This window comes from Brachybacterium alimentarium (assembly GCF_002332425.1).
Classification (GTDB): Bacteria; Actinomycetota; Actinomycetes; order Actinomycetales; family Dermabacteraceae; genus Brachybacterium; species Brachybacterium alimentarium.
Window position 1 is genome coordinate 33,680 of sequence record NZ_NRGS01000020.1, and the last position, 19,400, is coordinate 53,079.

Annotated in this window: 18 protein-coding genes; 5 read left to right on the forward strand and 13 right to left on the reverse strand. The window is 70.5% G+C overall.

Annotated elements, in window-relative coordinates:
- Window positions 1–60 precede the first annotated feature (60 nt).
- The 5 genes from CIK71_RS17760 to CIK71_RS12120 form a co-directional block, all read right to left on the reverse strand.
- Window positions 61–219 (reverse strand): hypothetical protein, encoded by a 159-nt coding sequence (locus CIK71_RS17760; protein WP_096165937.1) that lies wholly within the window; start codon window positions 217–219, stop codon window positions 61–63.
- On the reverse strand, window positions 216–974 hold the full coding sequence (gene hisH / locus CIK71_RS12105) for an imidazole glycerol phosphate synthase subunit HisH (RefSeq protein ID WP_245857536.1): 759 nt from the start codon (window positions 972–974) through the stop codon (window positions 216–218). Before hisH ends, CIK71_RS17760 begins: the two co-directional genes overlap by 4 nt.
- A 68-nt stretch (window positions 975–1,042) precedes the next feature.
- Entirely contained in the window at window positions 1,043–1,651 is a 609-nt protein-coding gene (locus CIK71_RS12110; protein WP_096165939.1) for a hypothetical protein, read from the reverse strand.
- Window positions 1,648–2,274: an imidazoleglycerol-phosphate dehydratase HisB gene (gene hisB, locus CIK71_RS12115; protein WP_096165940.1), complete on the reverse strand. Its 627-nt coding sequence runs from the start codon at window positions 2,272–2,274 to the stop codon at window positions 1,648–1,650. The genes CIK71_RS12110 and hisB overlap by 4 nt, the downstream gene beginning before the upstream one ends.
- Window positions 2,271–3,404 carry a histidinol-phosphate transaminase gene (locus CIK71_RS12120; RefSeq protein WP_096165941.1) on the reverse strand — a complete coding sequence of 378 codons (1,134 nt, stop codon included), beginning with the start codon at window positions 3,402–3,404 and terminating at the stop codon, window positions 2,271–2,273. Before CIK71_RS12120 ends, hisB begins: the two co-directional genes overlap by 4 nt.
- A 159-nt stretch (window positions 3,405–3,563) precedes the next feature.
- Between CIK71_RS12120 and CIK71_RS12125 the strand changes: the two genes are divergently transcribed.
- Entirely contained in the window at window positions 3,564–3,974 is a 411-nt protein-coding gene (locus CIK71_RS12125) for a DUF3054 domain-containing protein (protein ID WP_096165942.1), read from the forward strand.
- On the opposite strand, the gene CIK71_RS12130 is transcribed toward CIK71_RS12125, so the two are convergent.
- The 8 genes from CIK71_RS12130 to CIK71_RS12165 all read right to left on the reverse strand — a co-directional run bounded on the left by CIK71_RS12130 (window position 3,937) and on the right by CIK71_RS12165 (window position 13,819).
- Complete coding sequence (locus CIK71_RS12130) at window positions 3,937–5,841, reverse strand: glycoside hydrolase family 3 protein (protein WP_241964084.1); 1,905 nt, start codon at window positions 5,839–5,841, stop codon at window positions 3,937–3,939. The genes CIK71_RS12125 and CIK71_RS12130 overlap by 38 nt on opposite strands.
- On the reverse strand, window positions 5,828–7,405 hold the full coding sequence (locus tag CIK71_RS12135; protein ID WP_096165943.1) for a glucoamylase family protein: 1,578 nt from the start codon (window positions 7,403–7,405) through the stop codon (window positions 5,828–5,830). Before CIK71_RS12135 ends, CIK71_RS12130 begins: the two co-directional genes overlap by 14 nt.
- An 88-nt stretch (window positions 7,406–7,493) precedes the next feature.
- On the reverse strand, window positions 7,494–8,312 hold the full coding sequence (locus CIK71_RS12140; protein ID WP_096165944.1) for a carbohydrate ABC transporter permease: 819 nt from the start codon (window positions 8,310–8,312) through the stop codon (window positions 7,494–7,496).
- A complete protein-coding gene (locus CIK71_RS12145) occupies window positions 8,312–9,268 on the reverse strand; it encodes a carbohydrate ABC transporter permease (protein WP_241964083.1) in 957 nt (318 codons plus the stop codon). Before CIK71_RS12145 ends, CIK71_RS12140 begins: the two co-directional genes overlap by 1 nt.
- Before the next feature lies 1 nt (window position 9,269).
- Window positions 9,270–10,571, reverse strand: a complete 1,302-nt coding sequence (locus CIK71_RS12150; RefSeq protein WP_096165945.1) for a sugar ABC transporter substrate-binding protein — start codon at window positions 10,569–10,571, stop codon at window positions 9,270–9,272.
- Window positions 10,568–11,650 carry a LacI family DNA-binding transcriptional regulator gene (locus tag CIK71_RS12155; RefSeq protein WP_096165946.1) on the reverse strand — a complete coding sequence of 361 codons (1,083 nt, stop codon included), beginning with the start codon at window positions 11,648–11,650 and terminating at the stop codon, window positions 10,568–10,570. Before CIK71_RS12155 ends, CIK71_RS12150 begins: the two co-directional genes overlap by 4 nt.
- A gap of 284 nt (window positions 11,651–11,934) precedes the next feature.
- The gene (hisD, locus tag CIK71_RS12160; protein WP_096165947.1) at window positions 11,935–13,272 is read right to left on the reverse strand and encodes a histidinol dehydrogenase; all 1,338 of its coding nucleotides are present in this window, start codon (window positions 13,270–13,272) and stop codon (window positions 11,935–11,937) included.
- Window positions 13,265–13,819, reverse strand: a complete 555-nt coding sequence (locus CIK71_RS12165; protein WP_096165948.1) for a class I SAM-dependent methyltransferase — start codon at window positions 13,817–13,819, stop codon at window positions 13,265–13,267. The genes hisD and CIK71_RS12165 overlap by 8 nt, the downstream gene beginning before the upstream one ends.
- A gap of 370 nt (window positions 13,820–14,189) precedes the next feature.
- Here CIK71_RS12165 and CIK71_RS12170 point away from each other — a divergent pair, with 370 nt between their 5' ends.
- The 4 genes from CIK71_RS12170 (at window position 14,190) to CIK71_RS12185 (ending at window position 19,320) form a co-directional block, all read left to right on the forward strand.
- Window positions 14,190–16,418 carry an NADP-dependent isocitrate dehydrogenase gene (locus tag CIK71_RS12170; RefSeq protein ID WP_096165949.1) on the forward strand — a complete coding sequence of 743 codons (2,229 nt, stop codon included), beginning with the start codon at window positions 14,190–14,192 and terminating at the stop codon, window positions 16,416–16,418.
- A 139-nt stretch (window positions 16,419–16,557) separates the two neighbouring features.
- The gene (locus CIK71_RS12175) at window positions 16,558–17,346 is read left to right on the forward strand and encodes an alpha/beta fold hydrolase (protein ID WP_096165950.1); all 789 of its coding nucleotides are present in this window, start codon (window positions 16,558–16,560) and stop codon (window positions 17,344–17,346) included.
- 250 nt (window positions 17,347–17,596) lie between these two features.
- Complete coding sequence (locus CIK71_RS18185) at window positions 17,597–18,586, forward strand: DUF2382 domain-containing protein (RefSeq protein ID WP_096165951.1); 990 nt, start codon at window positions 17,597–17,599, stop codon at window positions 18,584–18,586.
- 251 nt (window positions 18,587–18,837) lie between these two features.
- Window positions 18,838–19,320: a pyridoxamine 5'-phosphate oxidase family protein gene (locus CIK71_RS12185; RefSeq protein WP_096165952.1), complete on the forward strand. Its 483-nt coding sequence runs from the start codon at window positions 18,838–18,840 to the stop codon at window positions 19,318–19,320.
- The last annotated feature ends 80 nt before the right edge of the window (window positions 19,321–19,400 follow it).

Here is a 19,400-nt window from a genome sequence, read left to right on the forward strand (position 1 = left end):
GGGAATTCAGGAGGGGGTCGACCGGCGGGACGCCGGGCGCCCCCGAGGGGGCTGGTCGGATCAGCCGGCTCGGAGGTTCCAGATCGAGAAGGCGATCAGGCCGAGCCCGACGACGGCGAGAGCCAGCGTCGCCCACCAGGGTTTGTGGGACCGGTAGAACGACCAGGCTCCGCCGAGGACCATGCCCCCGGCGAAGAGCAGGATGAAGGCGTAGATCATGCAGGCATCTCCTCGGGGGACGCCGCACCATCCCTCTCAGCACCAGCACCAGCACCAGCACCAGCACCAGCACCAGCACCAGCACCAGCACCAGCACCAGCACCAGCATGATCAGCGATGTCCGTCTGCAGGCGGGGCAGCGTCCGGAGCCAGTTGGCCAGGAGCTTCGACCCCGCTTCGCCGGACTTCTCGGGGTGGAACTGGGTCGCGGTGAGGGCGGCGTTCTCGACGGCGGCCACGAAGCGATCCCCGTCGTGCTCGGCCCAGGTCACCAGGGGCGCGTTGAGCGAGCCGAGCTGCTCCATCTCCCACTGCCGCGCGGCATAGGAGTGGACGAAGTAGAACCGCTCGTCGGTGATCCCGTCGAACAGGAGTGACTGCGCGGGGCTCTGCACCGTGTTCCATCCCATGTGGGGAACGACGGAGGCCTCCAGCGCGGTGACCTCGCCGGGCCACTGGGCCAGCCCGACGCTGCGCTCACCGTGCTCGGTGCCGGCGTCGAACATGATCTGCAGGCCCACGCAGATGCCGAGCACGGGCAGGCCGCCGGCGAGGCGTCGCTCGATGATGCGGTCCCCGCCCACGCCGCGCACCTGGGCGATGGTCGCGGCGAACGCTCCCACGCCCGGCACGACGAGGCCGTCGGCAGCCAGCGCGCGCTCCCGATCCGCCGTCAGCTCGACCTGGGCGCCGGCGTTCTCCAGGGCGCGCACCACGGAGCGGACGTTGCCCGATCCGTGATCCAGGACGACCACGCGCGGGACGGTGGTGGTCGTGGCCTCGGCGGCGCCGAGGGGGTCGGCGACGGAGCCGGTCGAGTGGCTCACGAGCGGTTCCCCTTGCCCTTGCCCTTGCCGGCGATCCAGGAGAGGGCCTCGGCACGGGTGAGCGTGGAGGGATCGATGCCCTCGTCCAGCTCGTCGAGCGCGGTCGCGCCGAGCAGCAGCTCCTCCACGAGGTCGTCGACCGCACCGAGCACGATCGCGGGCGAGATGTCCTCGCCGCGCTCACCGCCCTTGTAGCGAGTCGCGGTCATCCGGTCGCCGCGACGCCAGAACAGCACGATGCCATTGCGCTGCAGGGCGGTGGACGCGATCGCGGCCAGGTCGTGGGCAGCGGTCTCGGCGAGCGGGCCCACCGCGATGGCGCCCGTGCCGGTGTCGTGGGTACGGCTGCCGGTGGGGATGTCGATCCCGTCGGTCCGGGCCTCGCGGCCCAGACGGATCGCTCCGGCGAGGGCCCGGGACGTGGCGACGGAGGTGGCGACCACGGCGATCGTGGGCAGCTCCTCCTCGTCCTCTCCCTCGCCGCCCTCGGATAGCACGTCCTCGACGGTCAACGGGACCTCGTCCAGCGAGAGCCCCTCGGTCAGCCGCGCGAACTCGGCATCGATGTCATCGGGTTCGGGGTCGGGACGGTCGGCGGTGCTCACAGGGCTCCCTTCGTGGACGGCACGTCCAGCACGCGCTCGTCATAGGCGCAGGCGGCGCGCAGCGCACGGGCGAGCGCCTTGAACTGGGCCTCGACGACGTGGTGCGGGTCGCGGCCCTGGATCAGACGGATGTGCAGGCAGATCGCGGCGTGGTGCGCGATCGACTCGAACACGTGGCGGGTCAGCGAGCCCGTGAAGTGGCCGCCGATGAGGTGCAGGGCCTGGGCCTCGGTCTCCCCGGAGTGCACGCAGTACGGGCGGCCGGAGAGGTCCACGACGGCCTGGGCGAGCGACTCGTCCAGCGGCACCATCGCGTCGCCGAAGCGGGCGATGCCCTTCTTGTCCCCGAGCGCCTCGCGCAGCGCCTGGCCCAGCACGATCGAGGTGTCCTCCACGGTGTGGTGGGCGTCGATGTGGGTGTCGCCGGTCGCGCGGACGGTGAGGTCGAAGCGGGCGTGGGTGCCCAGCGCCGTGAGCATGTGGTCGAAGAACGGCACGCTGGTGGAGACGTCGACCTGGCCGGTGCCGTCGACATCGAGCGTGACCTCGACGCTCGACTCCCGGGTGGAGCGGGTGAGGGTCGCGGTGCGGGACGGGCGCGCAGAAGTGGTGGTGTCGGTCATCGGGGGTCGGCCTCCTCGAGGGCGGTACGGAATGCGGCGTTGTTCTCGGGCGTGCCGATGGACACGCGCAGCCAGCCGGCAGGGCCGACGGCTCGCACGAGGACGCTGCGGTCGAGGAGTGCCTCGAACACCGCGTCACGGTCGGAGAAGGTGCGGAACAGGATGAAGTTCGCGTCGGACGGGGCCACGCTGTGGCCGCGCTCGACAAGGTGCTGCGCCAGGGCGTCGCGCTCGCTGCGCAGCAGGGCGACCTTCCCCAGCAGCTCGTCGCGATGGGCGAGTGCGGCCCGGGCGACGGCCTGGGTGACGGCCGACAGATGATAGGGCAGGCGCACCACGCGCACGGTGTCGACGATCGCGGGATCGGCGACCAGGTAGCCGAGGCGGGCTCCGGCGAGGGCGAAGGCCTTGGACATGGTGCGGGTGACGACGATGTTCGGATGCTGCTCGAGCAGGGTCAGTGCGCTGGGCACGCCGTCGCGGCGGAACTCGCCGTAGGCCTCGTCGACCACCAGCAGGCCTCGGGTCTCGGCCAGAGCAGCGGCGGCAGCAGCGACCACGTCGAGTGCGAGTGCGGTGCCGGTGGGGTTGTTCGGGCTGGTCAGCACGACGATGCTGGGGCGGTGCGCAGTGATCGCCGCCGTCACGACGTCGGCCGTGAGCTCGAACTCGGGCGCCGGGCCACGCTCCGCGGTGACCCAGTCGGTGTAGGTGTCGCGCGCGTACTCGGGATACATCGAGTAGTGCGGGGTGAAACCGAGCGCGGTGCGACCGGGGCCGCCATAGGCGAGCAGCAGCTGATGCATGATCTCGTTGGAGCCGTTGGCCGCCCAGACCGCTTCTGGGGCGGGTGCGCTGATGCCGGACTCCACGGCGAGGTATGCACCCAGGTCGGCGCGCAGACCGAGCGCCTCACGGTCCGGGTAGCGGTTAAGACCCAGTGCCGCCTCGGACGCCGCGCGGCCGATGGCCTCAGCGAGCTCGGCGGAGGGCCCGTAGGGGTTCTCGTTCACGTTGAGCGCATGCTCGACCTCGAGCTGGGGCGCACCGTACGGTGCAGCTCCCGCGATACCGTCGCGCGGCGCGGGCAGCGCCGCGGCGGGCAGGGTCGAAGCAGAGTTCTCAGGCATGGCTCCATGGTAGTCAGGCCGAGGTGGGAGCGACTTCCCCGCCCACCGTCCAGACACCCCGCGATGCGCCGGGACGGTGCGACGACCCGGTCACGTGGCCCCTTTCACAGGCGCACGAGGCTGGAAGAACCGGGACCCGCGCGCCATTACGCTGGAGGGATGTTCCGTTCCCTGGGTGCCCTGATCGGCGACCTGCTGGTCGTCGTCCTCTTCGTCGCGATCGGCTTCCTGCAGCACGGCACGCCGCTGACCATGGAGAACACCTTCCTGGTGGCATGGCCGTTCGTCGTCGGCGTCCTGCTGGGCCATCTCGCGATCCGCACCTGGCGCGCGCCGTTCCGGATCTGGCCTCACGGCGTGTTCGTGTGGGCGATCACGCTCGCCGCCGGTATGGCGATCCGCACCCTCTTCGCGGCCGGCACCGAGGTGGGCTTCGTCATCACCACCGCGATCTTCACCGCGGTGCTGATGCTCGGCTGGCGGGCGATCGCACTGTTCGCCACCCGCGGCGAGCGGGTCCGTCCCCAGGCCGTCACCCGCGTCGGGGATGCTCCCTCCGCGCAGGACTGACGACCGCCCGGAGGTCGACACCGTGCCCCGCCGGAAACAGCGGATCCTCGGTGCCGCCGGGCACGTCCTCCTGCGAGGCGCGCACAGCATCCATCGACCGCGGCAGCTCGATCGGCAGGCGTCCGCGAGCCGGCACCTCCCCGGAGATCGCGTCGGCCCACGCCGCCCCTGACACCCCGAAACTGCCCGTCAGCGCATCGCAGTGACCGACGACGTCGGTGAGCACCGCGGCCCGATCGAGGTCCACGTCGAGGATCAGCGGGCACTCCTCCCGGATCCGCGCCAGCCGGTGCGCGAGACCCGGCGGGAACTCCAGGTCGCCTTGGTGGAACCAGGATTCCAGGAAGAGGTCGTCGCGGGGCTGGAACGGGGCGCCGATCCGCAGCAGTGCCACGTCGGCCTCCGCCGGGGCGAGGACCTGCTCCCCCAGCTGGGCCACGACCTCCTCGGGCAGGCCCTCTGAATAGATCCGGGTCCGGCCCTGAACGCCCAGCAGCGGCAGCACCTGCCCGTCGTCGTGCAGGACCACCACGCTCGCGGCCTGCGCCTCATGGCCGGCGCGCCTGTCATGGGCGCGACCCACGAGCGCCTCGGCGGCGGATTCGTCGACATAGGGGTCGTCGAACAGTCCGAGCTGGAACTTCACCCGCAGTAGACGTCGGGCCGAGTCGGTCACGCGCTCGGGGGCGACTGCCCCATCCCGCACGAGGTCCAGCAGCAGCTGCGTGCATTCCTCGCCCCCGAACTGATCCGCCCCGGCCTCGAGGATGCGGGCCATGCGCTCGGAGGCGCTGAGGCCCTCAACTCCCCAGGCTCGCGCCGGCAGCACCTGATCGCCGACGTGGTTGTCGCTGACCAGCTCCCAGTCGCTGACGATGACGCCGTCGAAGCCGAGCTCCTCGCGCAGCAGTCCGGTGAGGACCTGCCTGTTGAATCCGAAGCCGACGGAGTCGATCTGCTGCCCGTCGATCTCGAGGCCGACGGGACGCCCGTAGTACGGCATGATCGCGTCGGCCCCCGCCTCGATGGCGCGCCGGAAGGGCAGCAGGTGCTCCGCGAAGCGACTGCCGGGATAGACCTGGTCGCGCCCGTAGGGGAAGTGCGCATCCTCTCCGTCCTTCTGCGGGCCCGCGCCGGGGAAGTGCTTCACGGTGGACTGCACGGCAGGCCCGGCACAATGCCCGCCCCCACGAAGGCCGGCGAGCGCCGCGGTGACCAGTTCCGCCACGAGCGCCGGATCCTGGCTGAAGCATTCGCGCTGCCGGGCCCAGCGCGGCTCGGTCGCGAGATCCGCGACGGGGTGCAGCGCGGCGCGGATGCCGATGGCGGTGTATTCACGGCGCACCGTGTCCGCCCAGGTGCGCACGAGCTCGGGATCCGCGAGTGCGCCGAGGCCCAACGGCTCCGGCCACAGGGAGAAGAACGATGTCACCCAGGAGGCTCCGGCGTTCTGCGCGCCGCCATGGCGGGGGTCGGTGGAGAGGGTGATGGGGATGCCGTGCGGGGTGCGCTCGGCGAGCTCCTGGAGGCGGTTGTGCCAGCGGGCGGCGGCCCCGGCGCTCTCCAGCCCGTGCACGTTGAAATGGGACATGCACTTCTCAAGCACGACGGTCGAGGTGGGCGATTTCGAGATCGCCCCAGGGGTCTCCAGGAGCGTGCCGTCCGCTCCGGTCTCGATGACCGTGTGGAACATCAGCCCCACCTTCTCCTCGAGGGAGAGACGGGAGAGCAGATCCTCGGTGCGCTCCTCCGGCGTCAGCCGCGGGTCCTCGAAGGGGTCCATCACGCCGTTGCGGTTCAGGTCCCGGTAGCGGGTGCCTTCCGAGTCGGAGAGGAACCGGGGCAGGGCGCGGTCAGCCGTGGGCACGGAAGGTCTCCTGGGCGATGAGGGGGCGGATGCTGGCGGCGACCTCGTCGGTGCCGAACCATTCGTGGATCTGCTCGTCGAGCAGCACGTTGCCGAGGGCGCCGAGGACCATCGACTGGTCCAGGGACAGGTGCCGGGTCGCGATGACACCGGAGCGGACGGCGACCGCGTCGTAGAAGCCGCCGGGGCCGTAGGCGCCCAGCTCCTCCTCGATCCTCGTGAGGTTCTCGGTCGCCTCCTCGCGCTCGTACTGCAGGGCGAGGGCTGCGGCGTGCGGCGTGACCACGCCGTCGCCGAAGGCGGGGGTGGGCTGGTCGTGATGCCAATCGGTCTCCTCGGCGTCGGAGAAGTAGCCGGCGGGGTTCAGGCCGAGGGCGTCGACCCCGTACTCGCGGTACCCGGCGTGCGGGTCCGAGCAGGGAGAGAATCCCCAGTAGCCGTATCCCGCCTCGTCCAGGCCGTGCTCGCGCTGGGCGCGCACGTGCAGCGGGTGGTTCCTCCCCCAGCTGCCGGGTCCCCAGCTCGCCTCGGGCACGAACAGATCCGGCATGAGCTCTTCGAACATGGAACCGCCCCAGCCGGGCACGATCTCCATGCCGCGGTAGGTGTGGGCGCCCTCGAAGACGGGCACGCCCTCGTGCTCGGTCCACTCACCGACGGGCGGCATCTCGGCGCTGAACCCTCCCGGCGGGAAGGTGCGGAAGGTCGAGTAGTAGGCGCCGGCCGGGATCTGCTCGGTCATGATCCCGAGGTAGGTGACCATGCGGGCCTCGGAGACGGCCGTGTCGTAGTGGTGCTCGGAGTGGTACCAGACGTCGGCCCCGCGGATATCGCCCATCAGCGGGCGCAGCTCAGTGCCCTCGCGCTCGGGGTCCTCGCTCCAGAAGCCGCCGACGGTCAGCCCGGGCGAGGCGTCGACGTCCCGGTCGAAGAACACGTCCCAGCGCATCGCGTCGAACAGGCGCTTCGCGCGTCGACGGTGGGTGGGGTCCGCCTCGGCGACGACGTGCAGCGCCGCCCCGAGCCAGCCCATGTCCACGCTCGAGACGAAGGGGACCACCGGTTCGCCGGTGCCGGGCCAGCTGCGCAGCACCGATCCGTCGGTCTCGTCGTACCAGTTGTAGAACATGCCCGAGGGCCCGTGGTGCTCCATCGTCTCGAGCGATCCCAGGGTGCGGGAGATCCGGTGACGGGCCTCTCCGGGGGTGATCAGGCGCAGCTCCCGAGCGATCAGGGTGGACCACAGGCCGCCGCCGATGTTGGTCGGTGAGGTGTTGCCCGAATGGCCCTCGAGGTCGGCCCCGATGGCGTCGGAGATGAGCCCCGTGGAGCGCACGGTCATCGCGTCCAGCGAGCGCCAGGTGTCCTGCGCCCAGCGGCGCAGCAGGCGGTCGGCGCCTCGGCGCCCGGAGCCGCCTGCGCGGGCCCGGCCGGCTGGGGCGGGCGGGCCGGCCGTCGACAGGGTCGGGAGCGGAGCGGCGACGGCGGGAGCGGCGGCGCCGAGCGCGGCACCGGCCCCGAGCAGCGGGACGGTGAGCAGGGTGCGGCGAGCGATGGTGTTCACGATGCCTCCTCGAGGCGGTGGGTACGACGTCGGACCGGTTCTCGTGCGGGGAGGGCTGCGAGCGGCACGCAGCCCACGACCGGGCGGATCATTTGATCCCGGTGGTCGCGATGCCCTGGATGAAGTGGCGTTGGAAGAACAGGAAGACGATCAGGATCGGCAGCACGATGAGCGTGGCACCGGCCAGGAGCAGTCCGTAGTCCGTCTGGTTCTGACCGGTGGAGATCAGCGCGAGCGCCACCGGGAGCGTGTAGGTGGACTCGTCGGAGGAGACCACCAGCGGCCACAGGAAGTTGTTCCAGGAGCCGAGGAAGGTGAGTATCCCGAGGGTCGCGAAGGCAGGGCCCGCCAGCGGCAGATAGATGCGGAAGAAGATCGCGACCTCCCCGACCCCGTCGATCCGACCGGCTTCGAGCAGCTCTCGGGGCAGGCCCAGGAAGAACTGCCGCATGAGGAACACGCTGAAGGGCTGCACGAGGAAGGGCAGGATCAGGGCCGGGATCGTATTGGCGAGCCCCAGGTTCACCACCAGGACGTACTGCGGGATGAACGTGACCAGGCCCGGGATCATCAGGCACAGCAGCACCAGGATGAACAGCGCCCGCTTGAAGGGGAACTGCAGGTGCGCGAGCGCGTAGCCGAACATCGAGCTGAAGAAGAGGTTCCCCAATGTCACGGCGATCGCGACGACGGCGGAGTTGCGGAAGTACTGGGCGAAGGGCCGGTCGAAGAGACGACGGAAGTTGTCCCAGGTGGGCTCCTCCGGGATCCAGGTGGGCGGCACCCGCAGCAGCTCCCCCTGGGTCTTGACGCTGCCGAGGATCATCCACACGAACGGGGTGATCACCAGGAGCAGGAAGACCGTCAGGACGATGTAGGTCAGCACCGGGCTGCGACGCTCGATCATCACTTCTCCCTCATCAGGCGGAACTGCACGAGGGTGACGATGCCGATGACGATGAAGGTCAGATAGGCCATCGCCCCGGCCACGCCGTAGTTGCCGAAGCCGAACTGGTTGTAGGTGTACATCGAGGCCGAGATGGTGGAGTTCAACGGCCCGCCCCCGGTCATCACGAAGGGCTCCTCGAAGAACTGCAGGTACCCGATCGAGGTGGTGACGAGCACGAACAGCAGCGTCGGGCGGATGGACGGGACGGTGATGTTCCGGAACCGCTGCCAGGCGTTCGCGCCGTCCAGGGCGGCGGCCTCGTGCAGTCCCCGGTCGACCGCCTGCAGGCCGGCCAGGAAGATCACCATCGAGGTGCCGAAGTTCCGCCAGACGGCCATGACGATCAGGGACAGCAGCGCGGTGCGCTCGTCCCCCAGCCAGTTCGGGCCGTCGATGCCGACCCAGCCCAGCACCGTGTTCACGAGGCCGTTGTCCGGCTGCAGCAGGAACCGCCAGACCACTGCGACGGCGACGATCGAGGTGATCACCGGCGTGTAGAAGCCGATCCTGAACACGCTGCGCAGCCGGGAGACGCCGCGGTCCAGGGCGACGGCCGCCGCGAGCCCGGCGATGATCGTCAGGGGCACGCCGCCGAGCACGAACACTCCGGTGTTCGCTGCGGCCCGGCGGAAGACGGGATCCTGGAACGCGGTGACGTAGTTGTCGACGCCGACGAAGTCCACCGCGAAGGGCGTGCGGATGTCCGAGATGCGCATGTCGGTGAACGACATGAACATCGACTGCACCACCGGCCAGGCGATGAACACGCCGAATAGCAGGACGAAGGGCAGCGAGAGCAGCAGACCCGCCCGGGCCTCGGCGGCGGATCGGTGGCCCCGTCGGCGTGCAGACGCTCCGTCGTTCCCACTGCGCCGACGGGGCGGCGCGGTGGGGGTCATCGGCTGGGTGGACATGTCAGCCCCCGGTTCCGATGCCCTGGGCCTCGGACTGCGTGGTCGCCAGGGCGTCCTTCGGTGCGAGGTCCTGCTTGCAGACCTGCTCGATCTGCGCGTCGAAGCGGGCGGCGACCTGCTCCCACGTGGCGATCGTGGGCGGAGCGAAGGCGCTCTGCAGCTGGGTCCGGAAGGCCTCGAACTTCTCGTTCGCCGAGACGGCCTCGTCCTCCCAGGCGCTCTGCAGCGCCGGCAGATCGGTGACCTGCGTGAACCATTCCACCTGGACCTCAGGGCGGGAGAGGTACTCGACCAGCTTCCAGGCGCCGTCGCGGTTCTTCGTGCCCTGGAAGACGCCGATGTTCGCGCCGCCGAGGAAGCTCGCGCTGCTCTCCTTCTCCGGCATGACGAACACCCCGTACTTATCGGCGAAGCCCTCGCCGCCCAGGTCCTCGACGGCGGCCATCATCCACGGACCGGAGATGAACATCGGGACCGCGCCGGAGACGAAATCCTGCTCGGTCGTGCCCTCGGCGGGCGAGGGGTCCGAGATCCCCTCGGTGAAGTACGACTGGTAGTACGCCAGCGCCTCCTCGTTCTGAGAGGTCTCGAAGGTGAACTCGCCGCCGTCCTCGGAGACGACGTCGCCCCCGTTGGACCAGCACAGCGGCAGCACCGTCTGCCAGGAGCCGTCGCCGCCGGGCTGGAGCGCGATGCCCCATGTCCCGTCGGGGCCGCCCTGCAGCGCGCGGGCCATCTCGAACAGGCCCTCCCAGTCCGTGGGAGGCTCGGTGACTCCGACCTGCTCGGCGATGTCCTTGCGGTAGAAGACCAGACGGGTCTCCACGTACCACGGCACCCCGTAGACGACGTCGTCGACGGTCACGGAGTCCAGCGCTCCTGGGAAGTAATCGTCGGTCTCGAGGAGATCCGGTGTGGGCTCGAGCGCGTTCAGGCCCACGAACTCGGCCATCCAGGTGGAGCCGACCTGGGCGACGTCCGGGGCGGTGCCCGCGGCGATCGCCGAGGTGAACTTGTCGTGGGCGGAGTCCCAGGGGATCGGCGTGACCTTGATCGAGACGTCGGGGTTCTCCTCCTCGAACCCCTTGAGGAGCTCGGGCAGGGCTTCGCCCTCGGCGCCCATCGCCCAGACGGTGAGCGAGCCGGTCGCAGGACCTTCGGCGACCGGCTCGGCGGCTGCCGAGGAGCCGCTCTTGTCCTCCTCCGAACGGCCGCAGGCGGCGAGCAGCGCCGCAGTGCCGGCGGCGCCCAGCCCGGCGAAGTGCCGGCGCGAGAGACGCGAGGTGGTGGGGGTGATCGTCATGACGACTCCTTCGTCGGTATGTCGGTGATCGGGGCAAAGGTGAGGGGCGCGGCGGGATCGCAGCCGCAGGAGCGGCGCAGCACGAGAGTGGAGGCGACGGTGACCGGGCCCTGCTCGGGCTCCCCGCCGATGCGTGCGGCCAGGCGACGGGCGGCGAGCGCGCCGAGCTCTGCGACCTCCTGGCGCACGGAGGTCAGCCCCGGGGTGAGGTAGCGGGCGGTGACGGTGTCGTCCCAGCCGGTGATGGCCAGTCTCCCGGGGATGTCGATCCCTGCATCTGCCATGCGGGCCACGAGCGCCATCGCCAGCTCGTCGTTCCCGCAGACCAGTGCGTCCAGGCCGGTGAGGCCTCCGGCGTCGTCGCGCTGCTCCGCGAGGAGCTGGTCGGCGAGTTCGAGCCCGGCGTGCTCGACCGGCGCGACCGCGAAATGTGCGGCCGGAGCGAGCCCGGCCGCGTCGAGGGCCTCGAGATATCCGCGATGGCGGCGACCGATGTCGGAGCCCTCCTCGGGGCGGCCCACGAAGCCGATGCGTCGGTGACCGTGCTGGATCAGGTGCTCGGTGAGCTCGCGTGCCGTGCCGCGGTTCTCGGCGTAGAACGCATCCACGCCGTCGACCCTCCCCCGGGCGACGCTGACCGTGGGACGCACGCCGGCGACCTCGAGCACCGCCGCATCGTCGGCGCCGCCTCGCGCCATGAAGGCCACGCCGTCCACCCGGCCCAGCAGGTCGAGCACCGCGGCGGAGCGTCGCTCCTGCGGCCCGGCGAGGGCGAGGACCACGGAGAGTCCGAGCTCGGACGCCGCGATCTCGAAGCCGACCAGGAGCTCGGCGTAGTACGGACCATCGATATGAGGAAGCACCACCCCGAGGGCCTTGCTGCGCCGCACGGCCAGCGCCCGGGCCGCGGCCGCGGGGACGTAGTGGAGCTCGCGGGCGGCATCGAGCACGGCATCCCGGGTGCGGGCCGCGACCTTCGAGCTGTCGGAGAAGGTGCGGCTCACGGTCGCGATCGAGACACCGGCGCGGGCCGCGACCTCGTAGATCGTCGGGCCGGACGTCACGGAACGCTCTGCCATCGTCGGGCCTCCTCATGCTCGTCATCGAGTGCTCGCGCGGTGGACGACTCTGTCGGCAGCCACCGGGCCTGTCGACGCCCCCTCAATGGAAGCGCTTACAGTCAGGGTCACACTGTATGCGCTTACATCCACGAAGAGCAAGAGGTCGCCCCACGCGAAACGGCCCCGCGCTGTGCGGGGCCGTTCTGCCGGTCGGTGGGGAGGATCAGGGGACGTCGGGCGGTCGACAGCGGCCGGTCGTCGCCGGGTCCGGCATCACGTCTCCTGCGGGAGGGACCCGCCGCTCACCTCTCGAAGCGGATGTCGATGGCCGACCCGTGGGCGGGAAGGCCTTCGGCGGCGGCCAGCGTGGTCGCGGCGCTGCGGGCGCCGGCCAGTGCGTCGCGGTCGTAGTGGACGACGTGGATGCCGCGCAGGAAGGTCTGCACGCCCAGACCGCCGTTGAAGCGTGAACTGCCTCCAGTGGGCAGCACGTGGTTGGACCCGGCGGCGTAGTCGCCGAGGCTCACGGGGCTGTGCGAGCCCACGAACACCGCGCCGGCGTTCGTGACCCGCGCCGCCACGGCGGCGGCGTCGGCCGTCTGGACTTCGAGGTGCTCGGCGCCATAGGCATCCACCACCGCGAGCCCCTGCTCCACCCCGTCGACCAGGACGGCTCCGCTCTGCGTGCCGCGCAGCGCCTCCTCGATGCGCTCGCGGTGCAGGGCGAGCGGCACCTGCCGCGCGAGCTCCGTCTCGACGGCGCCGACGAGGGCTGCGTCATCCGTGACCAGCACGCTCGCAGCCAGTGGATCGTGCTCCGCCTGGGAGATGAGGTCCGCGGCCACGAAGGCGGGATCCGCAGTGGAATCGGCGAGGATCGCGATCTCGGTGGGGCCGGCCTCCGCGTCGATGCCGACCGTGCCGCGCACCAGGCGCTTGGCGGCGACCACGTAGACGTTGCCGGGGCCGGTGACGAGATCGACCGGCTCGAGGGCGGCGCCGTCCCCGAGATCGTCGCCGCCGTGGGCGAGCAGGGCGATCGCCTGCGCACCGCCGGCGGCGATCACCTCGGTCACCCCCAGCAGGGCGCAGGCGGCGAGGATCGTGGGGTGCGGCAGGCCGCCGAACTCCTTCTGCGGCGGGGAGGCGAGCACGATCTGCTCGACCCCGGCGACCTGGGCCGGCACCACGTTCATCACCACGGAGCTGGGCAGCACCGCTCGCCCGCCGGGCACGTACAGGCCCACCCGGCGCACCGGCACCCAACGCTGCGAGACCGTGCCCCCGGGCACCACCTCCACCGTCTCCTCAGGTCGCGACTGGGCGGAGTCGACGAGTCGCACGCGCTCCGCGGACTCCTCGAGGGCGGTGCGGATCTGCGGATCGAGCTCGTCCAGGGCGCGCTGCAGCTCGGACTGCGGAACCCGCAGATGCTCCGGCCGCACCCCGTCGAAGCGCTCGGAGGCGTCGAGCACGGCGGCGGCGCCCCGCGCGGCGACGTCCTCGATCACGGGGCGCACGGCGGCGGCCGCGGAGTCGACGTCGAGTTCGGCGCGAGGCAGGGCGGCCGTGAGCTCGGCGGCGGTGAGGGTGCGCGCGCGAAGGTCGGTCACGGCGAGGAACGGGGCGGGATCAGGCATGCGGGCAGTCTACGAGCTGGCCGATCAGTCGGATCTCTTCGGCCGTGGAGTGGTCCTCCCAGGCGATGCCGTTCCCCCACTCGGCGATCTCGGCGTCGATGGTCGTCACCTTCCCGCCGGTGACGACCACGAGGGCTCCCCGAGACGTCAAGTGCCCGATGGCCGCTCTGTTCCAGGCCTTCCGGGCGCTGCGCTCCGGCAGACGAAACCAGACCGAGACGACCGCGTCGAAGACGTCGTCGGGCGCGAGGGGATACGGAGGGCCGGAGAGGTCCGCGGTAAGGAACGTGGCGTCGGCCGCGGTCTCCATCGCGCGGGCTCGGGCGTCGCGCGTGGCCGTCGCGGAGATGTCGAGTCCGAGAACGCGATGCCCGCGCTGAGCCAGGGCGAGCCCGTTCCGTCCATACCCGTCTCCCGGGCACAGGATGCGCGAGGCGCTGCCGAGCACCTCGGCGAAGCCGTCGTCGTCCATCACTTGCTGCACGAACGCATTCGGCTGCTCGCCGAAGGGTCGGCCGTAGATCGCGTAGCGCTCGTCCCAGTCCATCCAGCCTCCTCGGTCCTCCTGGGAGGGTACGGCCGGTGCCCCTGCGCTCGGGCACTCGACTCTCCGCCGCGACCGCCGGGCGCCTCCTCACACCGCGGAGCCTTCGTCGGTCCAGGGAGGACGGCATCTCCTTCACCGCCCGAGCCGTTGACGGTCGCCATCGCGCTCCTCGGTCCGGCGCTTCCCGAGGCTTCCCGAGGCTTCCCGAGGCTTCCCGCCGCACCCTCGCCGACGCCTGAGCGCAGCGCACCGCGACGAGCTCGTCACGTACCGTGGGGGTATCCGGATCGATCCAGCGAGATCGGACTCGCTGTCGATTAGTCTTGACGTCAAGACACTTGCCGCACCGACCGAGGGAGCCCCGCGACACATGGCGCGCATCATCTACACCCATACCGACGAGGCACCGATGCTGGCGACGGCATCGTTCCTGCCCATCCTCGATGCTTTCTCCGACACCGCCGGGATCGACGTCACCACCCGTGACATCTCGCTGGCCGGCCGCATCATCGCCGCCTTCAACGACCTCCTGCCCGAGGACCAGCGGGAGGCGGACGCCCTCGCCGAGCTCGGCGAGCTGGCGAAGACGCCCGAGGCCAACATCATCAAGCTTCCCAACATCTCCGCCTCCGTCCCGCAGCTCAAGGCCGCGATCACTGAGCTCCAGGAGCAGGGCGTCTCCCTGCCGGACTACCCCGAGTCGCCCGAGACCGATGCCGAGAAGGACATCCGCGCCCGCTACGACTCGGTCAAGGGCTCGGCCGTGAACCCGGTGCTGCGCGAGGGCAACTCCGATCGCCGCGCACCGCTCGCGGTGAAGAACTTCGCCAAGGTGCACCCTCATCGCATGGGCGAGTGGAGCAAGGATTCCAAGACCTCCGTCGCGACGATGACCGGGGACGACTTCCGCTCCAACGAGCAGTCCGTCGTGCTCGAGGGCGAGGACACCCTGTCGATCGTCCACGTCGCCGCCGACGGCACCGAGACCGTGCTCAAGGCCTCCCTGCCGGTGCTCGACGGCGAGATCGTGGACTCCACGGTCATGCGCGCCGAGGCGCTGGACGCCTTCCTGCGCGAGCAGATCGCCGCCGCCAAGGAGCAGGACGTGCTGTTCTCCCTGCACCTCAAGGCCACCATGATGAAGGTGTCCGACCCGATCCTGTTCGGGCACGCCGTGCGCGCCTTCTTCCCCACCCTGTTCACCCAGTTCGGCGACCAGCTCGCCGCCGCCGGCCTGTCCCCCAACAACGGCCTGGGCGGGATCCTCGCCGGTGTCGATGATCTCGAGGAGTCCGTGCGCGCCGGCGTCAAGGCCGCGATCGAGCAGGACCTCGCCGACGGGCCGGACCTGGCGATGGTCAATTCCCACAAGGGCATCTCCAATCTCCATGTCCCCTCCGACGTGATCGTCGATGCGTCGATGCCCGCGATGATCCGCACCTCGGGCCACATGTGGAACAAGGACGATGCCGAGCAGGACACCCTCGCGGTGATCCCGGACTCCTCCTACGCCGGCGTCTATCAGGCGACCGTCGAGGACTGCCAGAAGAACGGCGCCTTCGACCCGACCACGATGGGCACCGTCCCGAACGTCGGCCTCATGGCGCAGAAGGCCGAGGAGTACGGCTCCCACGACAAGACCTTCGAGATCTCGGCCGACGGTCGGGTCGAGGTGCGCGACTCCTCCGGCTCCGCGCTCATGACCCAGGAGGTCGCCGCGGGCGACATCTTCCGCGCCTGCCAGGCCAAGGACGCCCCGATCCGCGACTGGGTGCAGCTCGCGGTGCGCCGCTCGCGCGAGTCCGGCATGCCCGCCGTGTTCTGGCTCGACGAGGCCCGCGCCCATGACCGCAACGTCCGAGCCAAGGTCGACAAGTACCTCGCGGAGGAGGACACCGAGGGTCTGGACCTGCAGATCCTCAACCCGATCGAGGCCACCGAGCACACCCTGGCGCGCGTGCGCCGCGGCGAGGACACCATCTCGGTGACCGGCAACGTGCTCCGTGACTACCTGACCGACCTGTTCCCGATCATGGAGCTGGGCACCAGCGCCAAGATGCTCTCGGTGGTCCCGCTGATGAACGGCGGCGGCCTGTTCGAGACGGGCGCCGGCGGTTCGGCCCCCAAGCACGTCCAGCAGCTGGTCGAGGAGGACTACCTACGCTGGGATTCCCTCGGGGAGTTCCTGGCGCTGGCCGAGTCCCTGCGTCACCTCGCCCGCACCGCGGACAACGAGCGTGCCCGAGTGCTCGCCGACGCCCTGGACCGTGCGACCGAGACGCTGCTGAACGAGGGCAGGTCCCCGCAGCGCAAGCTCGGCTCGATCGACAACCGCGGCAGCCACTTCTACCTGGCCATGTACTGGGCGCAGGAGCTGGCCCAGCAGTCCGAGGACACCGAGCTCGCGACCGCCTTCGGTCCGATTGCGAAGGAGCTCACCGACAGCGAGCAGACCATCGCCGACGAGCTGATCGCCGTGCAGGGCAAGCCGGCGGACATCGGCGGCTACTACCGCCCGGACCTGGAGAAGATCTCGGCCGTGATGCGCCCGTCGAAGACGTTCAACCGCATCCTCGAGGAGATCTCCGCGGCGCTGTGACGGCGGCCTCGGCCTTCTTCGGCCACCGCTGACCGAGGACGGCGGCCCTTCACGTCATGGTGAAGGGCCGCCGTTGTGCGTCCGTCCCTGCCTGCCTTCTGTGCACCGAGATTCGTCCACCAGCCGGCGAAGGAGAACCGTGCCCGTCATCCCCTCCCCCGTGGACGGCATCGATCTGCGCTACGACGTGACAGGCTCCGGTCCGGCACTCGTCCTGCTGCACGGCTCCGTGCTCTCCCGCGCGATCTGGCGCGGACTGGGTTACCTCGAGCCGCTCAGCGCGGAGCACACCGTGATCAGGATGGATCTGCGTGGGCATGGCCGCTCCGGTGCGCCTCACGAACCTGCCGCCTACACGCAGGAGAACTTCGTGGCCGACCTGATGGCAGTGCTCGACGCCGAGGAGACCGGACGTGCTGCCCTGCTCGGGTACTCGCTCGGCGCCCGCATCGCGCTCCTCGCGGCGCTCGAGCATCCTGGCCGCGTCTCACGGCTGGTGAGCCTCGGAGGCTCCGCCTCACCGCAGCACGGCGCCGTGGACTCCGTCTTCTTCCCCGGCGTGATCGACGCCGTGCGCCACGAGGGGATGGAAGGATTCTGCACCGGTCAGGGACTGGGGCCCGACGTCACGTCGCACCGCGCCCGTGCCACCCGCACCGCATTCCTCGCGGCCGACCACCGCGCCATCGCCGCGCTGCTCGCTGCCACGGACGCCACCGGCGGAGTTCCGGACGAGATGCTCGCCGCCTGCAGCGTCCCGACGCTGTGGATGGCCGGCACCGAGGACCACCCGCGCTTCGAGGACTCACAGCGGGCCGCGGCGCTGATGCCCGATGCGGAGTTCGTGCCGCTGCCCGGTCGCGATCACGGCGGCACGCTGTCGCCGCCCGGGCCGATCCTCGACCGGGTGCTGCCCTTCCTCCGGTGAGGCGTCGACGCCGTGGGCGGCTCGCAGCCGGCGCGGTGCTCACGGTGGACCAGCTGACCTACCGGTCGGGGAACTGCCGTCCTCACGCCCTCCGCCGGCATCTGCCCAGGGCACGGGCATCCGTTCGGCGAACTTCCGATGGCGGAACCACGAACTCCCGTCGGTGACGCAGGTCTCATGGGATAAAACGGGGCAGAAGCATGAGGTCGGGTCACTCGCCCTCGTGGTCTCCAGACCGAGAGGAACCATCATGGCGTTCAACGGCACAATCCAGGACCTGCAGTCCGCAGAGGTCGTCGACTCGAGCGGCGACAAGATCGGGAAGGTCGGCCAGGTCTACCTGTATGACGGCACCCAGGAGCCGACGTGGGTCACGGTCAATACCGGTTTCTTCGGGACGAAGGAGTCCTTCATCCCCCTGACGGAGGCCGAATACGCCGACGGCAGGATTCGCGTCCCCTACGAGAAGTCCTTCGTGAAGGATGCTCCGCAGATCGATCCCGACGGCGCGATCTCCGTCGAGGAGGAGGATGAGCTCTACCGTTACTACGGCGTCACGGACGACCGCGCCGCCGCCGACGGGGAGGGCCGCACCGCGGAGCAGGGCCGAGGTGCCGGAGACGGCGCGAACGGTCCGGCATCGCCGGGCCAGACCGGTCCGGGCACCGGCACGACCGGAGCCGCCGGGGCGGCAGGCGCGGGCGCGGGCGCAGATCTCGGAGCAGGGGCGGGCACGAGAACCGGGCAGCACGAGCGCACCGGTGCTTCCGAGGGCGCTGCCGGGGCAGGTGCTCCTCGTCCCGGTCAGGAGACCGCACGGGATCGGGCCGGCGACGCCGGTCAGCAGCGCCACGACGGTGCTGGTGCCGGTGAGGGCGGCGAGTCGATCACGCTGCATGAGGAGCGTGCCAACGTCGGCACTGAGCGGGTCGAGACCGGCAAGGTGCGGCTGCGCAAGCACGTCGTCACCGACACGGAGACCGTGCAGGTACCCGTCGAGCGCGAAGAGGTCGTCGTCGAGCGCGTGCCCGCGAGCGGCGAGACCGGCGGCCGGATCTCCGAGGACGATGTCGAGGTGACACTCCACGAGGAACGCCCCGTGGTCGAGACCGAGACCGTCGCCACCGAGCAGGTCAACGTGGGCAAGCGCTCCGTGACGGACACCGAGGAGGTAACCACCCAGACCGCCCATGAGGAGCTCGACGTCGAAGGCGAGGAAGGAACCTTCCGCGAGAGCTGATCTCGCCAGGCCCGTCGGCCGCGACGGACGAGCAGCGAGCGAGGGGCGCGCCGCGTCTGCGGTGCGTCCCTCGCTCTGCATCCACACCGCCTCCGGGCCCGCCGGATCGACATCGCGCCGAGCCGGAACCGGCACGGTCTCCCGGCCGGTAGGGACGAGTGACGGGGCCGCACCGTCGGGTCTACGGTCGAGAGAGCATCCATTTGCAGCACGCATTCACAGCACGCGAACACAGCCAGGAGGGGTACACCATGTCCACCCACGAGACGGTCTCGCAGTCCGATGTCGTAGCGGTGATGCGCTCCGAGCGCATCGTCATGCTCACCACGAATACGGCCGACGGCAAGCTCGTCGCCCACCCGATGACGGTCCAGGAGGTCTCCGACGACGCTGACGTGTGGCTGTTCGTCGACCTCGAGAGCGACCATGCCGACGCCTTGCGGGCGAACCCCGCCGTGAACGTCGCCTTCTCCAAGCCAGGATCGTGGCTCTCGCTCTCCGGAACGGTCGAGTTCGTCACCGACCGCGCGAAGACGGAGGCGCTGTGGGACGGCGCCGTCGATGCCTTCTTCGACGGTGTGGACGACCCCCGGCTGGGTCTGATCCGGATCCACGGTGACTCCGCCCAGTTCTGGGGGAAGCCGGGCGGAGCACCTGCGGTGCTCGCCGCGATGGTCACGGCGAAGGTCACCGGGAAGAAGCCGGAGGGCACGAGCGGCACCACCGAGCTGTGACATCAGTGCTGTGAGATCCGTGCTGGGCGGCATCCGTGCTGGGGGCGGATGCTCGCCCGCACGCGACCAGCGCGTTCCCC

Excerpts from the sequence above, each read along its gene's own strand:
- hisB (WP_096165940.1), bottom strand. The coding sequence starts at position 2,274 with ATGACCGACACCACCACTTCTGCGCGCCCGTCCCGCACCGCGACCCTC.
- CIK71_RS12170 (WP_096165949.1), top strand. The coding sequence starts at position 14,190 with ATGGCGCGCATCATCTACACCCATACCGACGAGGCACCGATGCTGGCG.
- CIK71_RS12120 (WP_096165941.1), bottom strand. The coding sequence starts at position 3,404 with ATGCCTGAGAACTCTGCTTCGACCCTGCCCGCCGCGGCGCTGCCCGCG.
- CIK71_RS12185 (WP_096165952.1), top strand. The coding sequence starts at position 18,838 with ATGTCCACCCACGAGACGGTCTCGCAGTCCGATGTCGTAGCGGTGATG.
- hisD (WP_096165947.1), bottom strand. The coding sequence starts at position 13,272 with ATGCCTGATCCCGCCCCGTTCCTCGCCGTGACCGACCTTCGCGCGCGC.
- CIK71_RS12155 (WP_096165946.1), bottom strand. The coding sequence starts at position 11,650 with ATGGCAGAGCGTTCCGTGACGTCCGGCCCGACGATCTACGAGGTCGCG.
- CIK71_RS12145 (WP_241964083.1), bottom strand. The coding sequence starts at position 9,268 with ATGTCCACCCAGCCGATGACCCCCACCGCGCCGCCCCGTCGGCGCAGT.
- CIK71_RS17760 (WP_096165937.1), bottom strand. The coding sequence starts at position 219 with ATGATCTACGCCTTCATCCTGCTCTTCGCCGGGGGCATGGTCCTCGGC.
- CIK71_RS18185 (WP_096165951.1), top strand. The coding sequence starts at position 17,597 with ATGGCGTTCAACGGCACAATCCAGGACCTGCAGTCCGCAGAGGTCGTC.
- CIK71_RS12125 (WP_096165942.1), top strand. The coding sequence starts at position 3,564 with ATGTTCCGTTCCCTGGGTGCCCTGATCGGCGACCTGCTGGTCGTCGTC.
- CIK71_RS12150 (WP_096165945.1), bottom strand. The coding sequence starts at position 10,571 with ATGACGATCACCCCCACCACCTCGCGTCTCTCGCGCCGGCACTTCGCC.
- CIK71_RS12140 (WP_096165944.1), bottom strand. The coding sequence starts at position 8,312 with ATGATCGAGCGTCGCAGCCCGGTGCTGACCTACATCGTCCTGACGGTC.
- CIK71_RS12165 (WP_096165948.1), bottom strand. The coding sequence starts at position 13,819 with ATGGACTGGGACGAGCGCTACGCGATCTACGGCCGACCCTTCGGCGAG.